The 21,915-nt window shown below is 59.8% G+C and carries 17 protein-coding genes and 2 tRNA genes; 3 read left to right on the forward strand and 16 right to left on the reverse strand.

Going from position 1 to position 21,915, the window contains the following annotated elements; genetic code table 11:
• Positions 1-194: 194 nt before the first annotated feature.
• A complete protein-coding gene (gene azu, locus AACY52_RS12505; protein ID WP_010213586.1) occupies positions 195-641 on the reverse strand; it encodes an azurin in 447 nt (148 codons plus the stop codon).
• Between the two features lie 332 nt (positions 642-973).
• On the opposite strand from azu, the gene AACY52_RS12510 reads away from it, so the two are divergent.
• The gene (locus AACY52_RS12510) at positions 974-1,156 is read left to right on the forward strand and encodes a hypothetical protein (RefSeq protein ID WP_339415674.1); all 183 of its coding nucleotides are present in this window, start codon (positions 974-976) and stop codon (positions 1,154-1,156) included.
• A gap of 55 nt (positions 1,157-1,211) precedes the next feature.
• On the opposite strand, the gene AACY52_RS12515 is transcribed toward AACY52_RS12510, so the two are convergent.
• The 15 genes from AACY52_RS12515 to rnr form a co-directional block, all read right to left on the reverse strand.
• Positions 1,212-2,102 carry a transglutaminase family protein gene (locus AACY52_RS12515; RefSeq protein ID WP_049710283.1) on the reverse strand — a complete coding sequence of 297 codons (891 nt, stop codon included), beginning with the start codon at positions 2,100-2,102 and terminating at the stop codon, positions 1,212-1,214.
• Positions 2,102-4,588, reverse strand: coding sequence for a circularly permuted type 2 ATP-grasp protein (locus tag AACY52_RS12520; protein WP_339455636.1), 2,487 nt, complete (start codon positions 4,586-4,588; stop codon positions 2,102-2,104). The genes AACY52_RS12515 and AACY52_RS12520 overlap by 1 nt, the downstream gene beginning before the upstream one ends.
• A gap of 162 nt (positions 4,589-4,750) precedes the next feature.
• Positions 4,751-8,041: a transglutaminase family protein gene (locus AACY52_RS12525; protein WP_339560529.1), complete on the reverse strand. Its 3,291-nt coding sequence runs from the start codon at positions 8,039-8,041 to the stop codon at positions 4,751-4,753.
• 187 nt (positions 8,042-8,228) lie between these two features.
• Positions 8,229-8,666 (reverse strand): hypothetical protein, encoded by a 438-nt coding sequence (locus AACY52_RS12530; RefSeq protein WP_339415671.1) that lies wholly within the window; start codon positions 8,664-8,666, stop codon positions 8,229-8,231.
• Entirely contained in the window at positions 8,666-9,592 is a 927-nt protein-coding gene (locus tag AACY52_RS12535; protein WP_339455632.1) for an NAD synthetase, read from the reverse strand. The genes AACY52_RS12530 and AACY52_RS12535 overlap by 1 nt, the downstream gene beginning before the upstream one ends.
• 422 nt (positions 9,593-10,014) lie before the next feature.
• Entirely contained in the window at positions 10,015-10,458 is a 444-nt protein-coding gene (locus tag AACY52_RS12540) for a hypothetical protein (protein WP_339415669.1), read from the reverse strand.
• Positions 10,458-11,375, reverse strand: coding sequence for an NAD synthetase (locus AACY52_RS12545; RefSeq protein ID WP_339415668.1), 918 nt, complete (start codon positions 11,373-11,375; stop codon positions 10,458-10,460). The genes AACY52_RS12540 and AACY52_RS12545 overlap by 1 nt, the downstream gene beginning before the upstream one ends.
• A 219-nt stretch (positions 11,376-11,594) precedes the next feature.
• Entirely contained in the window at positions 11,595-13,898 is a 2,304-nt protein-coding gene (locus tag AACY52_RS12550) for a YgiQ family radical SAM protein (RefSeq protein WP_339415667.1), read from the reverse strand.
• Positions 13,899-13,995: 97 nt separating this feature from the next.
• Positions 13,996-15,390, reverse strand: a complete 1,395-nt coding sequence (dnaB, locus tag AACY52_RS12555; protein ID WP_049710289.1) for a replicative DNA helicase — start codon at positions 15,388-15,390, stop codon at positions 13,996-13,998.
• Positions 15,391-15,500: 110 nt separating this feature from the next.
• Positions 15,501-15,947 (reverse strand): 50S ribosomal protein L9, encoded by a 447-nt coding sequence (gene rplI, locus AACY52_RS12560; protein WP_003171376.1) that lies wholly within the window; start codon positions 15,945-15,947, stop codon positions 15,501-15,503.
• A gap of 18 nt (positions 15,948-15,965) precedes the next feature.
• Positions 15,966-16,859, reverse strand: a complete 894-nt coding sequence (locus AACY52_RS12565; RefSeq protein ID WP_339560530.1) for a hypothetical protein — start codon at positions 16,857-16,859, stop codon at positions 15,966-15,968.
• 36 nt (positions 16,860-16,895) lie between these two features.
• Positions 16,896-17,126, reverse strand: coding sequence for a 30S ribosomal protein S18 (gene rpsR, locus AACY52_RS12570; RefSeq protein WP_002551829.1), 231 nt, complete (start codon positions 17,124-17,126; stop codon positions 16,896-16,898).
• A 28-nt stretch (positions 17,127-17,154) separates the two neighbouring features.
• Positions 17,155-17,577: a 30S ribosomal protein S6 gene (rpsF, locus tag AACY52_RS12575; protein ID WP_003236224.1), complete on the reverse strand. Its 423-nt coding sequence runs from the start codon at positions 17,575-17,577 to the stop codon at positions 17,155-17,157.
• A 246-nt stretch (positions 17,578-17,823) separates the two neighbouring features.
• Positions 17,824-18,585 carry a 23S rRNA (guanosine(2251)-2'-O)-methyltransferase RlmB gene (gene rlmB / locus AACY52_RS12580; protein WP_339415664.1) on the reverse strand — a complete coding sequence of 254 codons (762 nt, stop codon included), beginning with the start codon at positions 18,583-18,585 and terminating at the stop codon, positions 17,824-17,826.
• Complete coding sequence (rnr, locus tag AACY52_RS12585) at positions 18,582-21,218, reverse strand: ribonuclease R (RefSeq protein WP_339560531.1); 2,637 nt, start codon at positions 21,216-21,218, stop codon at positions 18,582-18,584. The genes rlmB and rnr overlap by 4 nt, the downstream gene beginning before the upstream one ends.
• 224 nt (positions 21,219-21,442) lie before the next feature.
• Between rnr and AACY52_RS12590 the strand changes: the two genes are divergently transcribed.
• Positions 21,443-21,529 (forward strand) — tRNA-Leu (locus tag AACY52_RS12590).
• Positions 21,530-21,682: 153 nt separating this feature from the next.
• Positions 21,683-21,769, forward strand: a tRNA-Leu gene (locus AACY52_RS12595).
• The last annotated feature ends 146 nt before the right edge of the window (positions 21,770-21,915 follow it).

Below are 21,915 nucleotides of genomic sequence, written 5' to 3' on the forward strand. Positions count from 1 at the left end.
GATATTTTGAGTGAAGGTACTCAGGTCAGAAAAGTTGAAAAGGTCGCCGAGGTCGAGCAGGTGCTGCTGAACAGACATAAAAAATCCGATGCCAGATATCTGGCATCGGATTTTCTAGGAACTTCGACGTGAGCTCAAATGCTTAAGTGAACAGCATTAGCCCTTCGGGGCGCTTTTTTTCGACCGGAGTCGGCTTACTTAACGGTCACAGTACCTTTCATCATCGAGATGTGGCCTGGGAACGAGCAGAAGAACGCGTAATCAGTACCGGCGGCCAGCTTCGACACGTCGAAGGTTACCGAGTCTTTCTCGCCAGCACCGATGATCTTGGTGTGGGCGATGATGCGGTCATCGCCTGGCTTGAGGTAGTCTTTGTCGATGCCGGCGGCCATGCCGTCAGTGGCGACTGGCTGCATGTTGGCGGCGCTGGTCAGCACCCAGTTGTGGCCCATGACGTTTTTCGGCAGGTTGCCGGAGTGAGTCAGCTCGACGGTGAAGGTCTTGCAGCTCTTGTCGATTTCGATGGCTTTGGTGTTGAAGGACATTTGGTCAGTGGAGTCGACGGTGACCTTGCACTCTGCAGCAAGCAACTGGCCGCTCGCCAGAGTGAGCAGGGAAACAGCAACGAGTTTGGCAAACATGTGAATCTCCAAGGCAGGGTTTAAAAACGCGTATTGCGACTAGGGTGCCTGAAGCAGGCCGAAATGCTTATGATCTGAATCAACAGATTGTATACAACTTTAGGCTATCAGACCTATCAACACAATCTACCAGCCAAAGTACCGGCACCTGCTTATGATCGGCTCATTCCCCCCTGGAGCCTACGCCATGCACCTCAACCAACTGTTCAACGGCCTGCTGGCTGCCTACGCCTGCGGTAAGTGAGGCACAAGCGCGCTGCTAAGCTGCTACCATAGCGACCCAAGGCAGCTGCCCGCCGCCCACCCTCACCTTCGACCCTAGAGGATCGCCCATGGCCAAACCTAATTACTCCTTCGCCAAACGTCAGAGAGACTTGGCCAAGGAACAGAAGAAAGAGGAAAAACTGCAACGCAAGAAAGCCGCTGCTGACGAAGAAGCGGGCGCACTGAGCCCGGATGCGGAAGGTGAAGTGGCAGTAGACGAAACGGAAACACCGAAAGATCCGGCTGAATAATTTCCTTTGTGCTGAGCCGGCCCGATCGGCGCGACCGGCTCGGCACAATCCACCTCTACTCCAGCGGCATCACCGTCACCCGAACCTCCGGGTCATGACTCCCTCCCCCCAGAATCACCCCTCGCAACGGCGACACATCGGAAAAATCCCGGCCCCAGGCCAGGGTGATGTGCTCCAGAGCCGGCTGCACATTGTTTGTCGGATCAAAATCCACCCAACCTGATACCGGGCAATACACCGAGACCCACGCGTGGGATGCATCGGCGCCGATCAGCCGTGGCTGGCCGGGTGGTGGCTGAGTAAGCAGGTAGCCGCTGATATAGCGCGCCGCCAGGCCCCGTGAGCGCAGGCACGCCAACATCAGGTGAGCAAAGTCCTGGCACACACCGCGCCGGCGCTCCAGCACTTCCACCAACGGCGTCGCGACCTGGGTGGCTTCGGCATCGAAGGTGAATTCGCTGAAGATCTTTTCCATCAGCGCCTGCACGCCCAGCAGTAAAGGCTGGCCAGGCGGGAAACAGCTTTCGGAGAACTCGACGAAGGTCTGCTTCAAGTGCACGTAGGGCGATTCGAAGCGGTAGCGGCACGCTTCGATCAGCTCAGGTGACATGGGATGGCTGCTGTAGGTCAGGCTGTCGCGGGTCTGGTCCCAGGCCGGCGATTGTTGGAAATCCAGCACCGGTCGCGCCAGCACTTCCACGGTCAGCCCGGCATTCACCAGCAATTCGTCATGGGGACGTTCGAACGCAAGACGGGTGATCGGGTTGCCGAACACATCCAGCTCATCACGGCGCGACGTTGGTTCCGGGCTGATCTCCAGCTGCTGCGAGCTGCAACGCTGCCAGGCGCACGGCCGTGGCCACAGGTGCGCCAACTGCTGGGCCAGGGACACCGGGCTGTCGTAGTGGTAATGGGTATCGTGAAAAATCTGGTAGCGCGCACTCATCACACCGACACCGTTTGTTGGCTGACATCATCCACATGGGCAAAGTGGCGTAAGGCCAGGCGATCCGACACTTGCCCACTTTCATCGGCCACCGCTTGCAGCAGGTCGGCCAAGCCGTCCAACGCGGCACGCACGCTGGATTCGCCAAACAGCGGGTTCTCCAGGCAGCCCAGGTCGAAACGCGACAGGCGCTCCACCAACGGCGCGAGACCGGTTTCCCGGGGTACGCCGAAATCGTCGTTGAGACGCCGCAGGGTACGGCTCACCAGTTTGAGCTGGAACAACACCGCATGCGGGTTCTGCTCGTCCAGCAGCAACAGGTCGAGCACAGGGATCAACTGCGGCACCGCCAGGTAGCGCGAGCGATAGGTGATGCTGCTGTTGCCCAGCTCCAACAACCACTCCAGCCCGGCCTGATCGAACACCGCCACACCCCGCAGGAAGGCGGCAAGGCTGCTGCTAAGAAATTGCAGGCGCTCGATGCGCCGGCCCATCATCAAAAAGCGCCAGCCTTCATCGCGTGTCATGTCGTCCAGGGCAAACCCGGACAGCGCCGCCAGGGACATCACCAGGCGGTTGAGGAAATCCAGCAATTCGCCAAAGTCCGGCGTCTCGCTTTCCAGTTCCAGGGCTTCGCGCTGCAGTTCCACCAGGGCCTGCCAGTTTTCCCGGGATAGCTTGCCGCGCACCTGGGACGCCGCCCACTGCAAACGTTGCAGGTTGGCGCGCAGGCTCGAGGGCCAGTCATCACCGAGCAAGGCCGCGAGCAGGCGCTCCGGCAATTCGCCCTCTTCTGGCAGAAGGCGCAGGTTTTCGCCCAACTCGACGGCCGCCTGCAAGGCCAGCGCGTCATCGCCATCGACATACCGCGCCAGCACAACGCGCAACCAGCGAGCGCTGTCATCACAGCGCTCGCAGTAACGACCAAACCAGAACAGGTTTTCTACTACCCGCGACGGCAGATACGGATCGCGGCGCACTAAGTCATGGGCACCAATGGCGCGTTGCGCACGCCAGTGTTCGCTACCGGCTGCGCGTTCGCCGAGCACCCAGGTGTCTTTGCTGGCGCCTCCGCGTTGCATCGACACCACTTCGGCATCGGCCTCGGCGGCCACGCGGGTCAGGCCGCCGGGAAGCACGCGATAACCGTCGGCGCTGGCCACGGCATAAACACGCATGCCGATGGCGCGATGTTGCAGGTGGTCATCCACGGTGTGCCACACCGGTGCCTGGGACAATTGCGCCAGCTCCTGGGCGACGTAGGCGTACGGTCGCGCGCGCATGCGTTCGGCCAGGGCTTGGCGCTCTTCGTCGCTCAGGTCACGGCCGAACACCGGCGCGAAACTTTGCGACGGGAAAGCCGGCTTTATCAGCAGCTCCGGCAACTTTTCCAGAGCCTCGGCCAGCACCGGCGCTTCACCGCACCACCACGTGGCAATGGACGGCAGGATCAGTGTTTCACCGAACAGAAATTCGTTGATCTTCGGCAGGAAGCCGAGCAAACCGGGCGACTCCAGCACACCGCTGCCCAAGGCATTGGCCACCAACACATTGCCTTGGCGCACCGCATCGAGCAGGCCGGGGACGCCGAGGGCTGAATCGGTGCGCAGCTCCAGTGGGTCGCAAAAGTCGTCGTCGAGACGACGCATGATTGCGTGCACCCGGCGCAGGCCGCTGAGGGTTTTCAGGAACACCGTGCTGTCACGCACGGTGAGGTCGCCGCCTTCCACCAGCGGGTAGCCGAGTTGGCGGGCGAGGTAGAGGTGTTCAAAGTAACTTTCGTTGAATCGGCCCGGCGTGAGCAGAACGATCAGTGGCTGTTGATCATTCCCGGGCGCCTGTCGGACCAATGTTTCCTGGAGCGTACGGAAGAACCCCGTGAGGTGCTGCACCTGCAGATCACGGTACAGCTCCGGGAACGCGCGGGACACGATGGTGCGGTTCTCCAGCGCGTAACCAGCACCCGACGGCGCCTGTGTGCGGTCGGCGGTGACCCACCAGCGGCCATCCGGGGTGCGCGCCAGGTCCACGGCGTACAGGTGCAGGAAAGCACCGTCCGGCGGCTGGATGCCCTGGCACGGCCACAGGAAGTTGTTGTGCCCAAACACCAGTTCGGCCGGCAGCAAGCCTTCCTTGATCAGGCGCTGCGGGCCATAGAGATCGGCCAGCACGGCATTGAGCAGCCGTGCACGCTGGGCAATACCGGCCGACAGGTGCTGCCACTCATCGGCTGCGAGCACGTGGGGCAACAGGTCAAGTTCCCATGGGCGGTCGGCGCCCTTGGGGTCGGCGTAGACGTTGTAGGTCACGCCGTTTTCCTGGATCTGCCGGGTCAGCAGCGCCTGGCGTTGGGCCAGTTGCGCGGGTGTGCTGCGTTTCAGGTGGTCGAGCAGGCGCTGCCAATGGGCACGCACCGCGCCGCTGTCGTCCAGCAGTTCATGATAGGTGCCCGCGGTCAGCGGGTAACGGTCGAGCAAATCGGACATGGAACGCTCGGCAGAGGCAAGGGGGCTCAGATTAACTCAACAAACACTGCAAATCCCCTTGTGGGAGCGGGTTTGCTCACGAATGCGGAGGGTCAGTCAATACCTGTATCGGCTGATCTACCGCATTCGCGAGCAAGCCCGCTCCCACATTAGGACCGGCGTTTAGTCATTTTTATTGGGGAAACGCCGTAAGTCCAAGGTCATCGGCAACTCATCGTTAATGACGACTGCCGGCACCGGAAGCTTCCCAGGGCTATGCCCCAACCGGAAAAACCTCGCCATGCGCCGGCTCTCCGCTTCATTGGCATTCACCGGCAAGCTGTCGTAATTGCGCCCGCCCGGATGGGCGACATGGTACTGGCAGCCACCCAGCGCGCGTTGCATCCAGGTATCCAGCAAATCGAACACCAACGGCGCATGCACCGCGATGGTCGGTTGCAGGCAGTTGGCCGGTTGCCAGGCACGGTAACGCACGCCCGCCACAAACTCGCCGACTCGCCCGGTGGGTTGCAAGGGCACCGGAATGCCGTTGCAGGTGAGCAGGTAGCGCTGCGGCGGCAGCCCGGTCAATTTCACCTGAAGGCGCTCAAGGGACGAATCGACATAACGCACCGTGCCGCCCACGGCGCCCTCCTCGCCCAGCACATGCCAGGGTTCCAGGGCCTGGCGCAGCTCCAGTTCGATACCGCTGACGGCATAGTCGCCGACTTTGGGGAAACGGAACCCCAGATGCGCCGCAAACCATTCGGCGCGCAGCGGGTAACCGGCGGCGTTAAGTTCGACGATCACGTCGGCAAAGTCTTGCTCGATGAAGTGCGGCAACAGGAAACGGTCGTGCAGCTCGGTGCCCCAGCGCGCCAGTTTCGGCGGCGCATAGGGTTCACGCCAGAAACGCGCGACCAAGGCGCGCAGCAGCAATTGTTGGGTCAGGCTCATGCGCGCATGGGGCGGCATCTCAAATGCACGCAATTCCAGCAGGCCCAGGCGGCCGGTGGCGCCATCCGGCGAGTAGAGTTTATCGATGCAAAATTCGGCGCGGTGGGTGTTGCCCGTCACATCGATCAGCAGGTTGCGCAGCAGGCGGTCCACCAACCATGGTGGGCACTCTTCGCCGGGCTCCGGCATTTGCGCGAAGGCGATTTCCAGTTCGTACAGCGCGTCGTTGCGCGCCTCGTCCACCCGTGGCGCCTGGGAGGTCGGGCCGATAAACAGCCCGGAAAACAGGTAGGACAAGGAGGGATGGTTATGCCAGTAGCTGATCAGACTGCGCAGCAGGTCGGGCCGGCGCAGGAAGGGTGAGTCCTTGGGCGTCGCGCCACCGAGCACAAAGTGGTTACCGCCGCCGGTGCCGGTGTGGCGCCCGTCGATCATGAACTTCTCGGTGGTGAGGCGGGTTTGCCGCGCTTCCTCGTAGAGAAATTCGGTGCGCTCTACCAGCTCATCCCACGTGGCGGACGGCTGCACATTAACCTCAATCACACCTGGGTCCGGCGTGACGCGGAAGTTGCTCAAGCGTGTATCAGCCGGCGGCTCGTAGCCTTCCAGCAATACCGGGCAATGCAGCTCTTCGGCGGTCGCCTCGATGGCGGCCACCAGTTCCAGGTAGTCCTCGGCGCGCTCCAGCGGCGGCATGAACAGATAAAGGCGCCCGTCCCTAGCCTCCGCGCACAGGGCGGTTCGGGTCAGCCAATCGGCAGACTCGTCGACCTTCGGCACGCGCTCATCGCTGGGAGCGGGTTCGCCGTGGCTTTGCAGCTGAGTGGTGGTCGGCAGCGTCGGCTGATCCTGGTTGGGGTCGGTTGGATGCACAAACGGATATTCCGCCGCCGTGACCCAAGGCTGCGAGGCCAACGGCAGGCGATAGCCCAGCGGCGAATCCCCTGGCACCAGGCGGCAATGGTTATCGCGCAGGTACCAACGACCACTCTGCCAGCGATCATTAGCTGCCGTACGCGCCAGCGGCAGCACTTGGCCGATGACTTTATCCAGGCCCTGACTGAACACTTTGCGCAGGCGTTCGCGCTCCAGGTCGTCGCTCAGGCGCGAGTCTTGGGCGGTGACGTTTTGCGGCAGCGCGCCTTCGCGCCACAGGTAATAGAAATTGTCTTCGAAGGCCGGGAACACAAAGCGCGCCGGCAGCTTCAGGCGCTCGGCGACACTGGCCAGGAAGCGCCCGGCCATGACGCCGTCCGCGCCGTAATCTTCTTGTTCATCGGCAATCAACGCGCTGTTGTGCCAGATCGGCACGCCGTCGCGGCGCCAGTAACAGTTGAGTGACCAGCGCGGCAGTTGTTCGCCGGGGTACCACTTACCCTGCCCGAAGTGCACCAGCCCCTTGGGCGCGTAGTGTTTGCGCATACGCTGAAACAGCTCGGCGGACAGGCGACGCTTGTCCGGCCCGAGCGCGGCGGTGTTCCACTCAGCGCCGTCGGGGTCGTCGATCGAGACGAAGGTCGGCTCGCCGCCCATGGTCAGGCGTACATCGTCTTTGAGCAGGTCGCCGTCGATCTGCCGGCCAAGCGCCTGGATCGCCAGCCATTGTTCTTCAGTGTAGGGCTTGGTAACGCGCGGGGCTTCCCAAATCCGCTCTACGGACATTTCGTGGGTGAATTCGCACTCGCATGGTTCCACCAGACCACTGATCGGTGCCGCTGAAGAGGGATCGGGACTACAGGCCAACGGTATGTGACCTTCACCAGCAAACAACCCGGAGGTGGCATCCAGGCCGATCCAACCGGCGCCGGGCAAATACACTTCGCACCAGGCATGCAGGTCGGTGAAGTCCACCTCAGTACCGGACGGGCCATCGAGGGCTTTGACGTCGGCGGTCAGCTGGATCAAATAGCCGGACACAAACCGCGCTGCCAAGCCGAGGTTGCGCAGCAACTGCACCAGCAGCCACGCTGAATCGCGACAGGAGCCGGAGGCGTTTTCCAGGGTGAATTCCGGCGTTTGCACGCCTGGTTCCATGCGTATCAGGTAGCCGATATCGGCCGCCAGACGCTGGTTGAGGCCGACCAGAAAATCCACGGCAGGCAACGGTGTGCGGTCGATGCCGGCCAGGTAGGCGGCAAACTTCGGCGTCAGCGGCAGCGTTTCCAGGTACGGCGCCAGCTCGCGCTGCTCATCGGCGGCGTAGCTGAAAGGGATTTTTTCGGCGTAAGGCTCAAGGAAAAAGTCGAACGGGTTGAACACCGCCATCTCGGCGACCAGGTCGACTTCGATGCGCAGTTCATCGGTCTTTTCCGGAAACACCAACCGCGCCAAGTAATTGCCCTGGGGGTCTTGCTGCCAGTTGATGAAATGCTGCTCGGGCAGCACTTTCAGCGCGTAGGACAAAATCCGCGTGCGGCTATGGGCCGCCGGGCGCAAACGCACAATCTGCGGGCCGAGTTCGACCGCGCGGTCGTAGCGGTAATGCGTAACGTGGTGCAACGCGACATGAATCGACACGGCGGCCTCCTGCGAGCCAGGGCATGGAAACAAAGCGCGCAAGACTTATGCCAGAGCGGCCGTCATTGCGCTTTATCGTGGGACCCGGTGCAGTACAGCACCAAAACGGCGCCAAAGGGCATGCCGTGGTGCAAGTGACGCACATATTTGTGGCGCCGACGTGAAGGAGGGTGGGGAATCTACCCAGTCAAGCAGCCTTGGCCGCCGTCCGCAGGCGCCGCACCTCAACCAACTTCCTGACCATCGCCCGATAGCCCTTGCTGTTGATCAGCAACAACCCGAGCAATGGCCAGAACAGACTTTCACTGTAGATAAACCAGTGAGGGTGAAATTGCAGCGTCGGAAGCACCACCAGCAGGCACACCACAAAAAAGCTGACCATGCCCCACACCGCCCAGGCGTACCCGCGCACGACCAGGAAGTTGCTGTTGACCACGAACAAGGCCGCGAAGATCACCACGAACCAGGACACGGTGGCATTGGTGGCCATGGGCACGTCGGCAAAATAGGTGGCAGCTGCCAGAGAAATTGCGCCGGAGCCGCCAAGGCAGCCAGCGAGAATCACGCCGATGAACGAGGGGAAATGTTCCAGCAAAAATGGTTTCAACGATGGAGCGCCATTCATTATTCAAGCTCCTCGTACAACCCTATCGCCAAGGTTTTGAGCTGTTTGGGGTTGTCCGAGCGCACCAGCCCCCAGACGCTCAGCCCTGCACTGAAGGCGTCGCCGAGCTGGACGATGGTGGCGTGCTTGAGCTGAGTGTGGGTAAAACGCTTGGGCAAATCGCCACGCAGTTGCAGCAGCTTGCGCATCTTGGTCGACATCTGTGGGTCGGCGATTTTCAGCAGCTCTTTTGTCAGCTTTTCCCGCTCCTGGCCGTTCAGGCCTTTGAGCACTTGGCGCAGGGTTTTGCCGGTGGACGCACGGGCCACATTGACCAATTTGACCGTGGTCAGCGCAGACGCGCCCACGCCAACCAAGGCGGCGCCATCCATGATCTTGGTAGCGGCCTGGTACCACTCCTCATTATCCAGATAGTCATTCATGCCAGGGTTGACGATCTCATTGCGGGTGCGAAATGCCCCCATCAGGCATGACGCCGTACTGGCGGTGGCGCTGGTGTAGCCAATGACCGTGATGACTGAACTGGCGCCACCGCTGAACGGTACCGCGATGGTGCCGCTTAACATCACCAGCCAACCCAGCACCGCTCCGCCGCAGGATAAGGTGGTGTTGAAGGCTTCGCTGATCAACCGTGACTCGCGCGCATTGTTCATCACTTGGTCTGCAAACTGCGCCGGTGCGACGTATTTCTGCGCCTCACGCACAATGATGCGCTTGGGCTGAATGCTGCAGATGGGCTTGAACTCACGCAGGGTGACGACATTGAAGTCGGCGTCGATATACACCACGCCTGCACCGACGATGTTGGGGTCGGCGTCGATGGCGTCAAATATCCGCGGCAGGTTAAGTTCGCTTTCAATGCGCTGGCGCGCCATGAATTGCGAGCGGTTGGAGTCCATGCCGATGCTGAGCAGGGGGTTGCCCAAGGGGTGATCTTCCTTGAAATAGGTGGTGTCTGAACTGACGCCTTCGCGAGCAAGCCCGCTCCCACAGTTGACCGGGTTTCAACATTGGAATGCGGTCCATTGCGGGAGCGGGCTTGCCTGCGATAGCAATCTAATGCGCGCCACCTTAACAAACAGCCTACCCACCCGCTAGAAAGCAAAACGCCAGCACGAGGCTGGCGTTTTGCATGTTCAGGCCGCGATCAACGCGGCACGACCGGGTTGCTGCCGTCGCTGCCACGTGGCGGCAGGCCGGTGTGCTGAGTGAGGATCTGGGTGGTGGTTTCCTTGGCGACCTTGTGGCTGCCGGCTGGCGTCGAGTTCTAAACGGCGCCGTCGTCAGTGCGACGGTGCATGCGCTGATGTGTGGCGTGCGTATGAGTCTAGGTGGTGAATCTACCCCGTCAGCGGGCTTTGTGCTTGGCGATCATGGCTTCGCGCAGGTGGCGGATTTCCAGTAGCTGACGGCGCATTTCCCGATGGCGTTTACTGTTCAGCAACAACAGTCCAAGCATTGGGAACAGTAACCCTATGACATAGGCAGCCATATGCGGCCGATAGCCATAGGTTGGTAATACGATCAAAAAGCACACCACGTAGAAGGCGACGATGGCCCAAACGCCCCAGGTTCTCCCCCTGATCATGACGAAGTGGCTGAACGCCAAGAGCAGCCCCAAGACAACCGCCGCCACAAAGGAATAACGCGCTCGCTCTGGTTCACCGCGAAAAAAGGTACTCGACGCCAATGAAATGGCAGCGGATAGGGAAAAACAGGCAAGGAAAAATGCGCAAATAAACGCAGGGAAGTACTCAGCCAAAAAAGCTTTTAACGAGACTTGGCGCACCATCACTCAAGCTCCTCGTATAACCCTACTGCAATGGTTCGAATGTTGCCGGACAAGGCACTCCCGGTGAAACCAATGGCGGCACCGAGGGAATCCCTGATCTGCGTAACGGTAGCGTGATTGATCTGCGTCGCCGAATAGCGCTTCACCAACTCACCGGAGCGCTGGCGCAACTTCAACAGCTTATTGCTCAGGCGTGGGTCTTTCAGGCTTAGCAACTCGTTGGTGAGCGCCTTACGTTGCTGCCGGGTCAAGCCCTTGGACAACTCGTACCAGCTTCTACCCGTCGTTGCTTTTCGAGCCTGCAACAGTCGAACAGTTGTCAGGGTAGAGGCGCCGACGCCCAATAGCGAAGCCGCGTCCAATACCGGCATTGCATAGCGATACCATTCCTCGTTGTCCATATCGTCGTTGGCGGTCGGGTCGTTGAGTTCGTTGAACGTTCTCATGCCTCCGACCACGCACTGCGCGGTACTGGCCGCCGCAGCGGTGGCGCCGAGGCCCGCCACTACCAGGCTCGCGCCACCCGTGAACGGTACGGCGACAGTGCCGCTGAACACCACAATCCAGCCCAGAATCGCACCGGCACAAGACAAGGTCGTATTGACGGCCTCCCCCACGAGTCGAGACTCACGCGGATTGTTGGTCACCTGATCGGCAAACTGTGCGGGGGCTATGTACTTCTGCGCTTCACGAAGAATGATGCGCTTGGGCTTGATGCTGCAGATGGGCTTGAATTCGCGCAGCGTCACGACATTGAAGTCGGCGTCGATATACACGACACCTGCGCCGACGATGCCGGGGTCAGCGTCGATGGCCGCAAACAGCCGTGGCAGGTTGATCTGGCTTTCAATGCGCTGGCGGGCCATGAATTGCGAGCGGTTGAAGTCCATGCCGATGTCGAGCAGGGGGTTACCCATGGGGTGATCTTCCTTGAAATAGGTGGTGTCTGAACTGACGCCTTCGCGAGCAAGCCCGCACACAGTTGACCGGGTTTCAACATTGGAAGGCAGTCCACTGTGGGAGGTGGCTTGCCTGCGATAGCAATCTAATGCGCGCCACCTTAACAAACAGCTTACCCACCCGCTAGAAAGCAAAACGCCAGCACGAGGCTGGCGTTTTGCATATTCAGGCTGCGATCAACGCGGCACGACCGGCTTGCGCGCAGGCTTCTTGCCTTTGCCCTTCGCCGCATCGGTGCGTTCTTTGGCCGCCTGCTTATTACGCGCCATGGCCGCAGCCTTGGCTTGCTCACGTTTATCCCACGGGTTGCTGCCGTCGCTGCCGCGCGGTGGCAAGCCGGTGTGCTGGGTGAGGATTTTGGTGGTGGTTTCCTTCGCAACCTTGTGGCTGCCGGCCGGCGTCGAGTTCTTGCGACGCGCGCTCTGGTAGCTGTCGGTGCTCGGCTGATGCAGCGGGATCAGTTGCTCCTTGCCCGGCCCGATCAGGTCGGCACGGCCCATGCGGGTCAGCGCTTCGCGTAGCATCGGCCAGCCTTTCGGGTCGTGGTAGCGCAGGAAAGCCTTGTGCAGACGGCGCTGATCTTCGCTCTTGACGATGGTCACCGCGTCGCTCTTGTAGGTGACCTTGCGCAGCGGGTTCTTGCCCGAGTGGTACATCGCGGTGGCGGTGGCCATCGGCGACGGGTAAAACGCCTGCACCTGATCGGCGCGGAAGCCGTTGCCCTTGAGCCACAGGGCCAGGTTCATCATGTCTTCATCGGTGGTGCCGGGGTGGGCGGCGATGAAGTACGGGATCAGGTACTGCTCCTTGCCCGCTTCCTTGGTGTACTTCTCGAACATGCGCTTGAACTTGTCATAGCTGCCAATGCCCGGCTTCATCATCTGGTTGAGCGGACCTTCCTCGGTGTGTTCCGGGGCGATCTTGAGGTAGCCACCGACGTGGTGGGTGACCAACTCCTTGACGTACTCCGGCGACTCGACGGCGAGGTCGTAGCGCAGGCCGGAGGCGATCAGAATCTTCTTCACACCCGGCAACGCACGGGCGCTGCGGTACAGCTGGATCAACGACGAGTGGTCGGTGTTCAGGTTCGGGCAAATGCCAGGGAATACGCACGACGGCTTGCGGCACGCGGATTCGATTTCCGGGCTCTTGCAGGCGATGCGGTACATGTTCGCGGTCGGGCCGCCGAGGTCGGAGATCACCCCGGTAAAGCCCGGGACCTTGTCGCGGATCTCTTCGATCTCGCGAATGATCGACTCTTCGGAACGGTTCTGGATGATGCGGCCTTCGTGCTCGGTGATCGAGCAGAAGGTACAGCCGCCAAAGCAGCCACGCATGATGTTCACCGAGAAGCGGATCATGTCGTAGGCCGGAATCTTTTCCTTGCCGTACACCGGGTGCGGGACACGTGCGTAAGGCATGCCGAACACGTAGTCCATTTCTTCGGTGGTCATGGGAATGGGCGGCGGGTTGAACCACACATCCACTTCACCATGTTTTTGCACCAGAGCGCGGGCGTTGCCTGGGTTGGTTTCCAGGTGCAACACGCGGTTGGCGTGAGCGTAGAGCACTGCGTCGCCACGGACTTTTTCCACCGACGGCAGGCGGATCACGGTTTTGTCGCGGGTCATGCGCGGGCTGGCCAGGATCTGCACAACCTTGGCTTCGTCCGGATCATCAACCGGACCTTTTTCCTGCTCAATGGCGCAAGCCTGGGTGTCCTGGGTGTTCACGTACGGGTTGATGATTTTGTCGATCTTGCCCGGACGGTCGATACGCGTGGAGTCCACTTCGTACCAGCCAGCCGGGGTGTCACGGCGAATGAACGCAGTGCCACGCACGTCGGTGATGTCTTCGATCTTGTGGCCCCACGACAGGCGCTGGGCAACTTCGACGATGGCCCGCTCGGCGTTGCCGTACAACAGGATGTCTGCGGCGGCGTCGATCAGGATCGAGTTACGAACGCGGTCCTGCCAGTAGTCGTAGTGAGCGATGCGGCGCAGGGAGGCTTCGATGCCACCGAGCACGATCGGCACGTTCTTGTAGGCTTCCTTGCAACGCTGGCTGTACACCAGGCTGGCGCGGTCCGGGCGTTTGCCGGCCATGCCGCCGGGGGTGTAGGCGTCGTCGGAGCGGATTTTCTTGTCGGCGGTGTAACGGTTGATCATCGAGTCCATGTTGCCGGCCGCGACGCCAAAGAACAGATTCGGCTCGCCGAGCTTCATGAAGTCGTCTTTGGACTGCCAGTTCGGCTGCGCAATGATCCCGACGCGGAAGCCCTGAGACTCCAGCAGCCGGCCAATGATCGCCATGCCGAACGACGGATGATCAACGTAGGCATCACCGGTGACGATGATGATGTCGCAGGAATCCCAGCCAAGCTGATCCATCTCCTCCCTGCTCATTGGCAGGAATGGCGCAGGACCGAAACATTCGGCCCAGTACTTGGGATAGTCAAATAACGGCTTGGCTGTTTGCATGACGGTGACCGGTGTTGAGATGAAAAATCGCGGGCGCGGAATATAGCACAAAATTTGACCAATTCCGACCTTTGCAGTCGGAATTGGAGGCGTTCATTTACTCGTCTTCGAAGTTGTAACTGCCTGGCGCAAGGTTTTCGAACCGGGTGTATTTACCGATAAACGCCAGGCGCGTGGTGCCGATCGGGCCGTTACGCTGCTTGCCGATGATGATCTCGGCGATGCCCTTGTGCTCGGTTTCCGGGTGATACACCTCGTCGCGGTACACGAACATGATCACGTCAGCATCCTGCTCGATCGCTCCGGATTCCCGCAAGTCGGAGTTGATCGGGCGCTTGTTGGGCCGTTGTTCCAGGGAACGGTTGAGCTGGGACAGCGCCACCACTGGGCAGTTGAATTCCTTGGCCAGGGCTTTCAACGAGCGAGAAATCTCGGAAATCTCGTTGGTTCGGCTGTCACCGCTGGAGCCGGGGATCTGCATCAACTGCAGGTAGTCGATCATGATCAGGGCAATGTCGCCATGCTCACGCACCAGGCGTCGGGTGCGCGCGCGCATTTCTGACGGGCTGATACCGGCGGTGTCATCGATGAACAGCTTGCGGTCGTTGAGCAGATTGACCGCCGAGGTCAGGCGCGGCCAGTCATCGTCTTCCAGGCGACCGGCACGTACTTTGGTCTGGTCGATGCGGCCCAGGGATGAAAGCATCCGCATGATCAGCGATTCACCTGGCATCTCCAGGGAGTAAACCAGCACCGCCTTGTCACTGCGCAGAACGGCGTTTTCCACCAGATTCATCGCGAACGTGGTTTTACCCATCGACGGACGACCCGCAACGATGATCAAGTCAGACGGTTGCAGGCCGCTGGTCATGCCATCGAGGTCGGTGTAGCCAGTGGACAGGCCGGTGATCGCGTTGTCGGTGTTAAACAGGGTATCGATACGGTCGATGGCTTTGGTCAACAGGTCGTTGACGCTGACCGGGCCGCCCGTTTTCGGCCGCGCTTCGGCGATCTGGAAGATCTGTCGCTCGGCTTCGTCGAGGATTTCCTCGGCTGTACGCCCTTCCGGGTTGAAGGCACTGTCGGCGATTTCAGTGGCAATGCCGATCAATTGACGCAACGTTGCCCGCGCGCGGACGATCTGCGCATAGGCCTTGATGTTGGCGACCGACGGGGTGTTTTTTGCGAGCTCACCCAGGTAGCCGAGACCGCCCACCTGTGAGGTCTGACCTTCCTTGTCCAACTGCTCGGCAAGGGTCACGACGTCGATGGGGGAGTTCTGATCGGCCAGCTTGGCGATGGCGCGGAAGATCAAGCGGTGGTCATGGCGATAGAAGTCACCGTCCGAGACTTGATCCAGCACGCGCTCCCAGGCGTTGTTGTCCAGCATCAAACCACCGAGCACGGCCTGTTCGGCCTCGATGGAGTGCGGCGGCACCTTCAGGGCAGCGGTTTGCAGATCGTATTGCTCGGGAGCTGAAATATCGTTCATGGCCACTTGGAATTAGGGGTGTGTAAAAAAACAAAAGGCACGACCTGTAAACAGGATCGTGCCCGATGTTAACCGGCTGTCACGCAAGGTGCCAGCCAGTTGGGTCTTGCTTAAGCTGCTACCACGACAACGCGTACGGTGGCTTCAACTTCGGCGTGCAGGTGCACGGCTACGTCGAATTCGCCTACGTTGCGGATGGTGCCGTTCGGCAGACGAACTTCGCTCTTCTGCACTTCAACGCCGGAGGCGGTCAGTGCATCAGCGATGTCGTGGGTGCCGATCGAACCGAACAGCTTGCCTTCGTCACCGGCGGTGGCAGTGATAGTCACTTCCAGCTCAGCCAGTTGGGCAGCGCGAGTTTCGGCCGAAGCTTTTTTGTCTGCTGCTGCTTTTTCCAGCTCAGCACGACGCTCTTCAAACGCAGCCAGGTTGGCAGCGGTTGCAGCGGTGGCTTTGCCGTATGGCAGCAGGTAGTTACGACCGTAGCCGGCCTTAACGTTCACTTTGTCGCCCAGGTTGCCCAGGTTGGCGACTTTTTCCAGAAGGATCAGTTGCATGTGAAAATCCTCTAACTTTTAACCTTCACCGTTCGCGTTATCGACGTCTTTCGGCGCCAGACGACCGCGAAAATCAATCAGGCCGTCGACAATGGCCAGAACCACGAGTAACGGATAGATCAGCTGCATGAACAGCAACATCGTTACGTACAACCCCACCAGCCAAAACTTGGCCAGGCGCTTCTGCGCGACCAGCCCGTGAATCAGGGCCAGTCCGGCGAACATCAGCGGTACGCTGCAAAACAGCACCATCAAGGCCATCTGCGAACCGAGGTTCGGTCCGATAACCATGAGTGCAAGCAGCAACATCGCTGGGCCCACGGGAATTCTGATGCTGCGAAACTCGCGACCAAAACCACCCGGGTTGTACAACAACGCCTGCCAATATCGCCCAAGCATCAGGCTCAACAAGCTGACGATCTGCATCATTACCGCCATCAGGCCGATCAGGGCCGGTGTAATCAGTGTTGCCAGTCGCGCTCGCTCATCTACCGACAGCTGCTGGTAGAGTTCCCCGAGGGCCATCGGCAGGATCTTGACGATCTCTTGCGACAGCGCCTCGATTTGCGGGCGGAAAGCCGCGTCAATCAACACCGAAAACACCAACCCCAATGCCACGCTGACCAGCAGCGTGCGGACCCAGGACTCACTTGCGCGCAACACCAACGCAAGGCTCGACGACCCCAGCAGCACCAGAAGCACCTTGGGTTCGCCCAGTTGCAGCCACCAGATCAAGGCGGCCAACACTCCCAGGGCCAGGACGCCAACGGCGCCCTGCAAACCGCGCCGCAGGAGCACAAGGCATCCAGCGGCAGCACCCAACCAATACAACAACGGCAATGCTGCACATCCAGCCACTACCAGAGTGGCCTGCACACGACCGCGCATGATGAACTCAGCTAAGGCGCGCATGCATTCAATCCCTTACTACTTGTCGACTGCCCGGTCTCAGCGGCCGTGGCTGTCGGTGTAGGCCAGCAGGGCCAGGAAGCGGGCGCGCTTGATAGCGGTGGCCAGCTGACGCTGATAACGTGCTTTGGTACCGGTGATACGGCTTGGAACGATTTTGCCGGTCTCGGATACGTAGGCTTTCAGAGTGTTGAGATCTTTGTAATCGATCTCTTTCACGTCTTCAGCGGTGAAGCGGCAGAATTTACGACGACGGAAGAAACGTGCCATTTGATAGGCTCCTTAAAAGGTCCGTGGATTACTCGTCAGCGTTATCGCTGTTGTCGCTGTCATCACTATCAGCGCTATCAGCGCCTTCGTGCTCAGGACGGTCGCGACGCTCACGGCGCTCACTGCGGTTTTCTTCAGCCTTGAGCATCTCGGATTGGCCGGTAACGGCTTCTTCGCGACGGATGACCAGGTTACGGATCACTGCATCGTTGTAGCGGAAGTTGTCTTCCAGCTCGGCCAGGGCCTTGCCAGTGCATTCAACGTTCAGCATCACGTAGTGAGCCTTGTGAACATTGTTGATTGCATAGGCCAGTTGACGACGGCCCCAATCTTCCAGACGGTGGATTTTGCCGCCGTCTTCTTCGATCAGCTTGGTGTAACGCTCTACCATGCCGCCGACTTGCTCGCTTTGATCCGGGTGGACCAAAAAGATGATTTCGTAATGACGCATGAATGCTCCTTACGGGTTGTAGCCTGCCGCTCAAAAACGGTCAGACAAGGAGTGAATGACACTTATGGATCTTGCCAAAGGGAGGCACATCGGTGCCCGCCAGGAAGGCAAGGGGCGCAATTGTAGAGAAGGGGGAGGAACGGCGCAAGGTGATTGGTGATTATTTGAACAATCCTCCAAACACCCTAAAACAGATATGGGAGCGGGCTTGCTCGCTCCCACATTTTCGACCTGCGCCAGACTTGGTTATTTCTTAGGCTTGGTTTTGGCCTTGGCGCCACGCTGGCGCTGGGCTTCAAACAGGCACACGCCGGTAGCAACCGACACGTTCAGACTGCTGACACTACCCGCCATCGGCAAATGCACCAGGTAATCGCAGTGCTCACGGGTCAGGCGACGCATGCCCTTACCCTCGGCACCCATGATCAAAATGGTCGGGCCGGTGAGGTCCTGGTCATAAATGCTGACCTCAGCCTCGCCTGCCGTACCCACGATCCACAGGCCACGCTGCTGGAGTTTCTCCAGGGTGCGCGCCAGGTTGGTCACAGCCACCAGCGGAATCACTTCCGCCGCGCCGCAGGCCACTTTACGCACGACTGGCGTCAGGGTGGCCGACTTGTCTTTAGGCACAATCACTGCCAGCGCGCCGGCAGCATCCGCCGAACGCAGGCAAGCGCCGAGGTTATGCGGGTCGGTCACGCCGTCCAGCACCAGCAACAGCGGGGCACCTTCGGTACGGTCAAGCAGCTCGTCGAGCATGGCTTCGCCCCAGACCTGGCTCGGACTGACGTCTGCAACCACGCCTTGGTGAACGCCCTCAACCCACACGTCCATTTCACGACGCTCAGCCTGACCGATAGCCACCTTGTTTTGGGTGGCCAGCTCGACCAGCGATTGCACGCGTGGCTCGCTGCGACCTTCTGCCAGCCACACTTGCTTGACGCGCTTAGGGTGGTGACGCAGCAGTGCTTCTACGGCATGCACGCCGTAGATTTTTTCCAGACTCATGACTTGGCCTTAGGTTTGCGCGACCCACCGCTTTTCGCGGGGGTCGAACCCGCTTTGGGCGGGCCTTTACGGTGCTTACTTGGTTTGCTCGACGGGTTTTCGTCCCCGCGAGACTTTCCCCCAGACACCGCTTTACCACCGCTTTTGGCTTCGTTGAGCAACTTCTGCTTCAACTCGCGGCTTTTGCGCAATTCGGCGTTTTTCGCCGCTGCGTCGCTTGGGCGGTAGGCCTCAGGAGCCTTTTCCTTGGTAGACGAGCGACGACCCGCCTTGGCTGGCGCAGGCTCGGCGGCTGCCGCTTTCGCGGAAGTGCCCCTGCCTTTGCCGGCTGGCGCAGTAGGTTCGCTGCCACGTTTTTTACGGCTGCCCGGCGCCTCGGCAGGCTTCTCAGGCATACCGAAGTCGATCTTGCGCTCGTCAAGGTCGACGCGCATGACCTGCACTTCAACCGTGTCACCCAAACGGAAGCTACGACCGGTGCGCTCGCCCGCGAGGCGGTGATGCACAGGGTCAAAGTGGTAGTAGTCACCCGGCAAGGCGGTGACATGCACCAGACCCTCGACGTAGATATCGGTCAGTTCAACGAACAGACCAAAGCCAGTCACCGCAGTGATCACACCCGGGAACGACTCACCCACGCGATCCTTCATGAACTCGCACTTGAGCCAGTTCACTACGTCGCGAGTGGCTTCGTCGGCACGGCGCTCGCTCATGGAGCATTGCTCGCCCAACTGTTCCAGCGCCGCTTCGTCGTACGGATAGATCCGCGCCTTCGGAATGGTCATCGCACCGGCACGTTTGACGTGCGGGGTGTTTTGCTTGGAATGGATCACGCTACGGATCGCACGGTGCGTGAGCAGGTCCGGGTAACGTCGAATTGGCGAGGTGAAGTGGGTATAGGCTTCGTAATTCAGGCCGAAGTGGCCTTGGTTATCAGCGCTGTACACCGCTTGACTCAGGGAACGCAGCATCACGGTCTGGATCACGTGGTAATCCGGACGGTCCTTGATGCTCGCGAGCAACGCCTGGTAATCCTTCGGCGATGGGCCATCTTTGCCTTTGTGCAGGGACAGGCCCAGCTCACCGAGGAATGCACGCAACTTCTCCAGACGCTCCGGCGGCGGACCGTCGTGCACCCGGTAGAGCGCAGGAATTTCGTGCTTTTTCAGGAACTCAGCAGTGGCCACGTTGGCCGCCAGCATGCACTCTTCGATCAGTTTGTGAGCATCGTTACGCGTGGTCGGGGTGATCGCGGCGATCTTGCGCTCGGAACCGAAGACAATTCGGGTTTCCTGCGTTTCAAAATCGATCGCGCCACGTACGTGACGGGCACCCAGCAACACCTTGTACAGCGCATAGAGCTGCTTGAGGTGCGGAACCACGCCTGCGTACTCGGTACGAAGGGCCTTGGCTTCGCTGGTTTTCGGCGTTTCCAGGATAGTGCTGACCTTGTTGTAGGTCAGGCGCGCCTGGGAGTGGATCACCGCTTCATAGAACTGGTAGTCGGTCATTTCGCCGGTTTTCGAGATGGTCATCTCGCACACCATAGCCAAACGGTCGACTTTCGGGTTCAGGGAGCACAGACCGTTGGACAGCTGCTCAGGCAGCATCGGGATCACGCGCTCAGGGAAGTACACCGAGTTGCCGCGCACCTGGGCTTCGTTGTCCAAGGCCGAACCGATTTTCACGTAGCTGGACACGTCGGCAATGGCGACAAACAGCTTCCAGCCACCCGAGAACAGGCGCAGCTTGCCAGGCTTGGCTTCGCAGTAAACCGCATCGTCGAAGTCGCGGGCATCTTCGCCGTCGATGGTGACAAACGGCAGATGACGCAGGTCGATGCGTTTTTCTTTGTCTTTTTCTTCAACTACCGGCTTGAGCTTGGCGGCTTCTTTCAGCACAGCGTCAGGCCAGACGTGAGGAATATCGTAGGTGCGCAGCGCAACGTCGATTTCCATGCCCGGCGCCATGTAGTTGCCGACCACTTCAACGATATCGCCCTGTGGCTGGAAGCGCGGGGTTGGCCAGTGGGTGATTTTCACCTCGACGAACTGACCGACCTTGGCAGCGCCATTGCGGCCCGGGGTAATCAGCACTTCTTGCTGGACCTTCGGGTTATCCGGCACAACAAAGCCGATACCGCCTTCTTCGAAGTAACGACCGACAATGGACTCGTGGGCGCGGGACACCACTTCAACGATCACACCTTCACGACGACCACGACGGTCCAGGCCGGAAACGCGGGCCAAGGCACGGTCGCCGTCGAACACCAGGCGCATTTGCGCCGGGCTCATGAACAGGTCATCACTGCCGTCGTCCGGGATCAGGAAGCCGAAGCCGTCACGATGGCCGGCAATGCGGCCCAGGATCAGGTCGAGCTTATCCACAGGCGCGTAGGTGCCACGGCGGGTGTAGATCAGTTGAGCGTCGCGCTCCATGGCACGCAAACGGCGGCGCAGGGCTTCGAGCTGGTCTTCGGTGGTCAGACCGAATTCTTCAACCAGTTGCTCACGGCTAGCAGGCGAACCCCGATCGGCGAGATGCGCCAGGATCAGTTCACGGCTAGGAATAGGGTTTTCATATTTTTCCGCTTCACGAGCGGCCTCGGGATCGAGGGACTGCCAATCGGCCATTAGAGAGTTTTCACCTTGTCTATATACGGGTTAGTTTGGCATACGCGTATTGAAACGGGAAATTTCAGGCACGAACAAGCCGTTAAAAGCACTTTACAGCTTCCGAAATGCAGCTTGCACGCCCGGCTGTGATATTTTCCAGTTTTTTTTGATAGCGGGGGTTTACAGTACAAATACCACTCCGTATAGTGCGCGCCATCGACGACGGCAACGTTGTTGATGCTGCCCAGGTGGTGAAATTGGTAGACACGCCAGCTTCAGGTGCTGGTGATCGCAAGGTCGTGGAAGTTCGAGTCTTCTCCTGGGCACCAAATTCAGATAAAACCCGCGAAAGCGGGTCTTTTCGTTTCAAGCCTTTGATTTTTAAAGCAAAACCCGATTTATTTTTTCGAATCAGGGGTTTACAGATCAAAAACCCCGCCGTATAGTTCGCCCCATCGACAGCGGCAACGTTGCTTGATAATGCCCAGGTGGTGAAATTGGTAGACACGCCAGCTTCAGGTGCTGGTGATCGCAAGGTCGTGGAAGTTCGAGTCTTCTCCTGGGCACCAAATTCAGATAAAACCCGCGAAAGCGGGTCTTTTCGTTTCCGGGGATTGAAAACATTAGCGTGGAAACTTCCCCAGCGATTTCCCCCTCGCCCGCACTTGAGAAGTTTTATCGTTTATCCTTGTAAGTATTTGTTGAATACAAGTGA

This window comes from Pseudomonas sp. EA_65y_Pfl1_P113, from assembly GCF_963970525.1.
Lineage (GTDB): Bacteria > Pseudomonadota > Gammaproteobacteria > Pseudomonadales > Pseudomonadaceae > Aquipseudomonas > Aquipseudomonas tritici.